The 7,314-nt window shown below is 50.4% G+C and carries 4 protein-coding genes; all 4 read right to left on the reverse strand.

What is annotated here, in order from left to right:
• Window positions 1–308: 308 nt before the first annotated feature.
• Genes KDK13_RS07585 through KDK13_RS07600 form a run of 4 tightly spaced genes read right to left on the reverse strand, consistent with a single transcriptional unit; the run spans window position 309 to window position 6,599 of the window.
• Window positions 309–1,994 carry an ABC transporter ATP-binding protein gene (locus KDK13_RS07585; RefSeq protein ID WP_257284371.1) on the reverse strand — a complete coding sequence of 562 codons (1,686 nt, stop codon included), beginning with the start codon at window positions 1,992–1,994 and terminating at the stop codon, window positions 309–311.
• Window positions 1,991–3,421 carry an ABC transporter permease gene (locus KDK13_RS07590; RefSeq protein WP_257284372.1) on the reverse strand — a complete coding sequence of 477 codons (1,431 nt, stop codon included), beginning with the start codon at window positions 3,419–3,421 and terminating at the stop codon, window positions 1,991–1,993. Before KDK13_RS07590 ends, KDK13_RS07585 begins: the two co-directional genes overlap by 4 nt.
• Window positions 3,422–3,439: 18 nt before the next feature.
• Window positions 3,440–4,417 (reverse strand): ABC transporter permease, encoded by a 978-nt coding sequence (locus tag KDK13_RS07595; protein ID WP_257284373.1) that lies wholly within the window; start codon window positions 4,415–4,417, stop codon window positions 3,440–3,442.
• 10 nt (window positions 4,418–4,427) lie between these two features.
• Entirely contained in the window at window positions 4,428–6,599 is a 2,172-nt protein-coding gene (locus KDK13_RS07600; RefSeq protein WP_257284374.1) for an ABC transporter substrate-binding protein, read from the reverse strand.
• Between the last annotated feature and the right edge of the window lie 715 nt (window positions 6,600–7,314).

Genomic DNA, 7,314 nt, shown 5'->3' on the forward strand with positions numbered 1-7,314 from the left:
CAAATGACTGTTAATCATTGGGTCGCTGGTTCGAGTCCAGCTCGGGGAGCCAAATTTCTGAACTATGAACCGCTGCAGAGCCTGTGATCGTACTGGATTGCAGGAACATCTGATTTCCCCATACTTTAATTATGATTTCCTTCAGGAATGATGTGGAAAACCCTCGTGGTGTTCGATAGTCTTGTTGCCCCTTCATAACTTCAGCGCATAACCCTCCACTCCTTTCTGCCCTGTTTTCGTCGATTCACATCCGGCTGGCTTTTCCTGACGACGGTTTACGTCCACTTTCAATGCAAATGTATTGCAACTTAATGGGCCGAAGGAACCGCATCCAGCAACATTTTTGTATATTCATGTTGTGGCTGGGTCAGAACCTGTTCAGTTTCACCTTGCTCAACAATCTTCCCGCCCTGCATCACCGCAACGCGATGGGCGATGTGAGGAATAATGGAAAGATCGTGGGTGATAAACAGGTATGAAACATGCAATTCCCGCTGAAGCTCCAGCAGCAAGTCCAGAACTTCGGCCCGGATAGAAACATCAAGGGCGCTGGTGGGTTCATCACAGATAATCAGATCCGGCTCAACAGCCAGAGCCCGGGCTATGGCAATCCGCTGTCGTTGGCCACCGGAAAACTCATGTGGGTAGCGGTGACGGTGCTCCGGCTCAAGCCTGACTCGGGCAAGCAGAGATTCTATGCGCTGAATCCGCTGCTCTTTGGCAAGCTCAAGACCCAGGCTGACCATTCCCTCTTCAATAATATCGCCAACGGTCATTCGTGGATTCATGGAAGAGAACGGGTTCTGGAAAATCACCTGAATCTTCTTGCGCAGTGGTAGCATTTCCCGGCGGGTAAGCCGGTTTATACACTGGTTGTTGTACCAGATGTTGCCAGCAGTGGCTTTCTCAAGGTTAAGAATGGCGCGACCGGTTGTGGACTTACCACAGCCGGATTCACCAACCAGGGCCAGAGTCTCGCCTTTGCCAATGGCAAAACTGATACCATCGACGGCTTTGGTATAGCTATGCACCCGCTGAAATAACCCCTTGCGTACCGGGAAGTGGATTTTCAGGTCTTCCACGGTTAACAGGGATGCCTCTTTTTCCAGTGAACGGTATTTATCCATGTCTGGCAGACTATCAATCAGTTGTCGGCTATAAGCTTCTTTCGGATCGGCAAAGAAGGCTTCACAATCGTTCTGTTCAATGATTTCACCTTGATACATAACACCTACCCGATCCGCAGTCTGCCGAACAACGCCCATATCGTGGGTGATAAGCAAAACCGCCAGCCTGTGCCTTACCGTCAGTTTCCTGATCAGGTCCAGAATCTGTTTCTGAATCGTTACGTCAAGTGCCGTGGTCGGCTCATCCGCCAGGAGAATATCCGGTTCACAGGCCAGAGCCATGGCAATCATTACACGCTGTTGCTGACCCCCGGACATTTGGTGAGGGTACCAGTCAACACGCTTCTCCGGCTCAGGCAAACCGACCTCCCGAAACAGTTCAACCGTCCGTTCACGGATTTCTGAGCTGTTCAGGGAGGTATGGATTTTCAGGGTCTCTGCAATTTGAGCCCCAACGGTTTGTACCGGGTTCAACGCGGTCAGGGCATCCTGAAAAATCATGGCAATCTTTTTGCCGCGAATGCTGCCCATTTCCTGTTCCGTTAAAGCGAACAGGTTGGTTTCAGGGAGTGAGATTTTACCCCCGGTAATGGTCAATGCATCAGGCAGTAGTCGCAGGATGGATAGCGAGGTAATGGATTTACCACTGCCGGATTCTCCCACCAGCGCATACACTTCGCCTTTTTTCAGGTCAAAGCTGACATCCCTCAAAATAGGCGTATATGGTCTATGACTTAAGCGGACATTCAGGTTGCTGACGGAAAGTGCGAGTGCCGTCTCTGACGTTTGCTTATGCATATTGAGTTCATGGGTTGCCGTTTGAACGCAGGCAGTGGATCGTGCTTCAGTCGTTGTCGCCTTCATCATGCAGTCTCCAGTCTGGTTTTGGGGTCAAACGCGTCGCGAACCAGGTCAGAGAACAGGTTGACGGACAGTACCAAGGTAAACATCAGGAAGAATGCACCGCTCAGGTTCCACCATATGGAGGGCTCACGGGACAGTTCCGTACTGGCCATGTTGATCATGTTGCCCCAGCTGGCCATGGCAGGGTCAATACCGACACCAATGTAGGCAAGCACGGCTTCAGCCAGTACCAGGCCGCTGAAGTCCAGTACGAAGGAGATCATGATGATATGGCTCAAATTAGGCAGGATATGCCGTTTGATAATCTGGAAATGGCTGACACCAAAGGCATGTGCGGCCTGAACGTAATCAAGCTGGCTGATCTTCAGGGTTTCTGCCCGCAGCAGGCGACAGAGGGTTGTCCAGCTGGTGATACCCAGAATAAAGCACAGTGCCAGGAACCTGGCATCGGCTTTTTCCAGGCCAATCTCAAAGAACTGGGGGTTGTTGTTGATCCAGACCTGAAACAGCAGGACGGATGCGGCGATCAATAGCAGGCCGGGAATAGAAATAAGTGTCGTATAAATATACTGCACGACATCATCAATCCAGCCTTTAAAGTAACCGGCTGCAAGCCCCAGGCTGATAGCCACAGGCATGGTGATCAGGGTAGCCAGTGTGCCGATCAATACGCCGGTCCGAATGCCTTTCAGGCTTTCAAAGAGCGTGTCGTTTCCTGCCTGATCGGTACCCAGAACGTGGTAAAGGTTGCCCATGGTGATTAGCCAGCCAAGCACGGCCAGTATAATGGCAAAGGTGATCCAGGCTGATGTCCAGGGTAAAGGGGGAATATTATTGGCATTGTCTGACTGGTTTCTGCGTAACCACAGGGCATGAAGTCCGATCAATGCCAGGGCGATTGCCAGCCCTTTGGCAATGCCGATCAGGGAATTGGTGGCAATATCTTTGCCAAAGGCGTCAGGACTATCCAGGTGAGCGCCACCATAGGCCAGCTCTGGATAATCCCGAACCCGCTCACCGTCGGGTAACAGCAGGTTTTCCTTATTCCATGACTTCAGGGCAAAAGGTGCTGAATAGGTGCGCTCAGGGCGTTCACCCATCTCACCGAGGGCAAGGTCCAGCAGGCTATTCACCTCATTGCTGTAATACACCTGTTCGCTGCTTTGGCCTTCCGTAGCCGACAGCGCTTTGCGGAAATGGATGGAGTCCACCAAAGCAATCACCACATAGGATATGATGATAACAAAGGTTGCCATGCCCAACCTGGTAGCAAACACCTGTCGCCAGCGTTCCATGTTTTGCGGGTTGCGCCGAAAAGAAGTGACGAACAGGGAGATAGCACCGACCAGCAAAAAGATCAGCACATCACTCCATAAAATGGTCCACATAAAGCCTTCGCCAAACAGGCCGGGTCCGATTTCGAAATCCATAACTGCGTCCCTCTCTGCTTAGCTCAATCGAACCCGGGGATCTGCCCAGGTGTACGAAATATCGGTCAGAATCAAACCGATGATGTAAAGAACAGAGCCGAGAAAGACCATCGCTCTGACAATGGCAAAATCCTGCGCCCGAATAGCGTCCAGCAGGTAGCTCCCAAGGCCCGGAATACTGAAGAATGATTCCATCACCAGGCTACCCATAAATAACACTGGAATAACAACCACGACCCCGGTGAGGATCGGCAGCATAGTATTGGGCAGAATATGCCGGAACAGCACGCCCGCCTCGCTGACGCCTTTGGCCCGGGCGGTTCTGGCAAAATCCTGTCCGGCAACTTCGATAAACAGTGAGCGGTACCAGCGGGCACTGGCGCCAATTCCGGAAATGACACCAATCACAATGGGCAGTATCAGGAAACGCCAGCCGTCTATACCGTCATTAAAACCGGATACCGGGAACAGGCGAGACATTTTCGCCATGTAGTACTGACCGAAAATGATGTAGAACAGGTATGAGATGGACATCAGGGTGACAAACACCACCACCGCAAAACGGTCCAGGCTGCTGCCACGGAACATCAATACCATCAGTGCCACCGAGATGTTGACAAAGATCCCGATGAAAAAGGTGGGAAGCGCCAATGCCAGGCTTGGTCCCATGCGATCCAGAACGTCAGACTGAATGCTTCTGCCGGCATCAGAAGTGCCAAAATCGAAAGCAAACAGTTTTAACGACTTGTTAAAAAAGATGGTATCTGTGACTGTTCCCAGTCCACCGGCATCACCGTTAATGAACAGGGGCTGGTCATAGCCTTTTTCGGCAATCCATTCCTGAATTGCTTCTTCAGTTACGTACTTATCGCCAAGGTGGGCGGTAGCCATGTCCTCCGGCGTATTAACGATAAAAAATAAAACAAACGTCAACAGGTTTACACCAATCAGGATTGGAATGGCGTAACACAATCTTCTAATTATGTAGGAAAACATATTTTTATCTCTAAGACGCATCAATAGTCAGTTTCTGCCTGCGGCGATAGGCCCTGACACCGGGAACGATCAACAGGAATAACAAGCCGATACTGGCCATCAGTGGCCAGACAATGGGTTGGTTCCACTCTTTCTGTTTTTGTTCCCTGAGCGCAGGATCAACTCGAACGTATTTCAGCGTACCCTGACTAATACCATGGCGCTTGGTGTTGTATACCCATTGGTTAGAGAGGTAATACTCCTTGTTATTAAAACCCCAGATCCATGGGCTGTCTTTCTGAACAATGGCCACCATCTGGTTAATAGCTGCCAGTCGTTCCGGTCCATTAGCCAGTGCTTTTACTTTGTCGTATAAGCGATCAAACTCCGGGTTGTCATAGTTGGTAGAGTTACTGCCGGCACACTGACATTTCACCAGACCCTGACGGCTGTCCAGAAGGAACAGGAAGTTTTCAGGATCAGGGTAGTCAGCCAGCCATCCCCAGCCGAACATCTGGGTATTGCCCTGGCGCATTTTTTCTTTGAAGCGAGGGTAGTCGGTGGTGCGGAACTCAAGCTGTACGCCAATCCTGGCCAACTGCTTTTTGATCCAGTCAGCCCTTGGGCTGCTATCCGCAGCGGTGGTATCCATATAGAGGATCAACGGCTTGCCGGTTTCGTGGTGTCGTCCATTGGGGTATCCCGCCTCAGCCAGTAACTGCCTGGCGTATTCAACGGATTTTCTTTTTACTGTTTTGGTTGCCGGGTCCCAGTCAAAGATATAGCCGTTAGTTGCCGCTTCACCGTCAGCATAACCATATAAGCCCGGTGGAATGGGGCCCTGGGCTACCTGCCCAATACCATTGCGGAAAATGTCAATGTACTCCTGGTCGTTATACACGATGCTGATGGCCTGGCGTAGCTTCCGCTTATCTTCTGTATATCCACCAACAACTGAATCGACCATATTAAAGCCGGTGTAGAAGAGTGATGGGCGGATTTCTTCATCAACAATAATATTGCGCTTTTCCAGTTCCGGGGTCAGCTCGAGTCCATCCGGGCCGACAGTAAACGCCTGGTCAAAAGTGGCCGTATTGATGTTGGGGTCACCGTCACCGGAACGATCGTAGTAGCCTTGAGTGAACTTACTCCACATAGAGGTGGCTGCTTTTTCATAGCGGAAAACGGCTTTGTCAATAAACGGCAGTGGCTTTCCAGCATCGGCCAGGTAGCCTCTTTTCTGATCATCGTCCGAACCATCAGAAGGGTAGAGCTCTTGTCGGAAATTCGGGTTTCTCTCCAGAACGATTTCACGATTGGGTGAGTTCACCGTCATCATAAAAGCGCCGGTACCGATGGGGTTCCAGTCCAGTGTCAGGTTGCGATCCAAAAAACCCGGGTTGTGGTAAAAGCGGTCGGCTTCCCAGGGGACAGGTGCAAAGAAGGGCATGGCGAGCCAGTATTGAAACTGGGGGTAAATCCCCTGAATACGAATGGAGAAGGTATAGTCATCCACCCTGGTTAAACCTTCCATGGGGTGCGCGCGGAGGTCCAGCCATTTTTCTTCCTGCCGGTTTTCTTTGGCCCATGCACCAAAATCTTTCATGCCGACAATGTAATCGGTCATCAAACCGAGCAGCGGTGATTTGTTAACAGGGTCGGCCATCCGTTTGATCTGATAGATGTAATCGTCTGCTTTCAGTTCCCGGGTGCCGGTGGTGGGAAAGCCACTCAGCAGCGTGTACTGTTCGCTTTCTTCAGCAGAGTCAAACAGATAGACCGGCTTGCCCTGATCGTCTTCTGCCAGCGCCGGGTGGGGCTGGTATAAAGTACCCGGCTTCAGTCGTATGGTAATGAGACTGAAGGCGACCTCCTGACTGTCTTCAGGTACCGGATTTAAATTCTCGTCAAGCAGCTCCAGTGACGGCATTGCGGCAGCAGTAGCAGGTTCCAGCTCATAAGGGCGCTTGAGGAAGTGGTATTGCAGTGGTGGCTCATAAATCTGGTCAATAAACAGCTTTTCTTCCGAACTGTAAGAACGGACCGGGTCCAGATGTTTCGGGCGGGTAATGAAACTGCCAAAGTAGGTAACGTCTTCTGAATCCACCGGTGGATTCGGGTCATTCCAGGGGCCTGAGCATCCCGAAAGCAGTAAAGCTGCAGTCAGAATAGCGGCCCACGTTGAAGTGGTGCTTTGCGGCATGATTGTTCTCTTTATTGTTATCGGTGGCCAGAGCCAGCGGGCTTCTGTTCGCCATGCGTTGGGCAAATGTTGAGCCAGAAACGCATACATTTTCCAGAGATAGCCAGGGTGTTGGCTGATCAGCTGCTAACGAATTCTACGTATTTATCCCTATCCCGTCACCTTTCAATTAATAATACGTCTTATGACGCTTAATGGTGCGGTCATAAATAAAATTGCACTAATGTGGTGCGAAATGAAAAGGTTACTGGTAGAGGATGGTTGAAAAAATTGCAGAGTAAAAGCCTTTGTCAGCCATTATTGGCTAGTAAAATATCCTTTCTGCAGGGCTAGTAAGTAAGAATACCTGTTTTTTGAATTGTTTGGTTGATTTTTCTCTTCGAAAAAACTCACAGTCCGCTTACCTGTCATAAGAATCAAATATACGCACGACTGAGTGAGGGTATTTTTTTGCTGGTTTTGTCATCTGTATTTGTGGGTGGCGAAAAATTGGAATGATGCTTGCTTAGTCGCATTACCAAATGTGAAAGCATTGCAGGTATGACTGCAACACTGTCTACCAGGCAGATGCAGTATAAATCGGTGACAGGTCAATAGTGTTGTGAACGCAAATAGCCGGATCAGCACAGGGGAGCTACAAGGGGATGTCTCCATCGGAGATGGAAGTACTGACACTCCCCGCCCTATCGGGCGAGGGTTCTTGATCGCTCAAGAA

This window comes from Endozoicomonas sp. SESOKO1 (genome assembly GCF_024606265.1).
Lineage (GTDB): Bacteria > Pseudomonadota > Gammaproteobacteria > Pseudomonadales > Endozoicomonadaceae > Endozoicomonas.

Excerpts from the sequence above, each read along its gene's own strand:
- KDK13_RS07585 (WP_257284371.1), bottom strand. The coding sequence starts at position 1,994 with ATGATGAAGGCGACAACGACTGAAGCACGATCCACTGCCTGCGTTCAA.
- KDK13_RS07590 (WP_257284372.1), bottom strand. The coding sequence starts at position 3,421 with ATGGATTTCGAAATCGGACCCGGCCTGTTTGGCGAAGGCTTTATGTGG.
- KDK13_RS07595 (WP_257284373.1), bottom strand. The coding sequence starts at position 4,417 with ATGTTTTCCTACATAATTAGAAGATTGTGTTACGCCATTCCAATCCTG.
- KDK13_RS07600 (WP_257284374.1), bottom strand. The coding sequence starts at position 6,599 with ATGCCGCAAAGCACCACTTCAACGTGGGCCGCTATTCTGACTGCAGCT.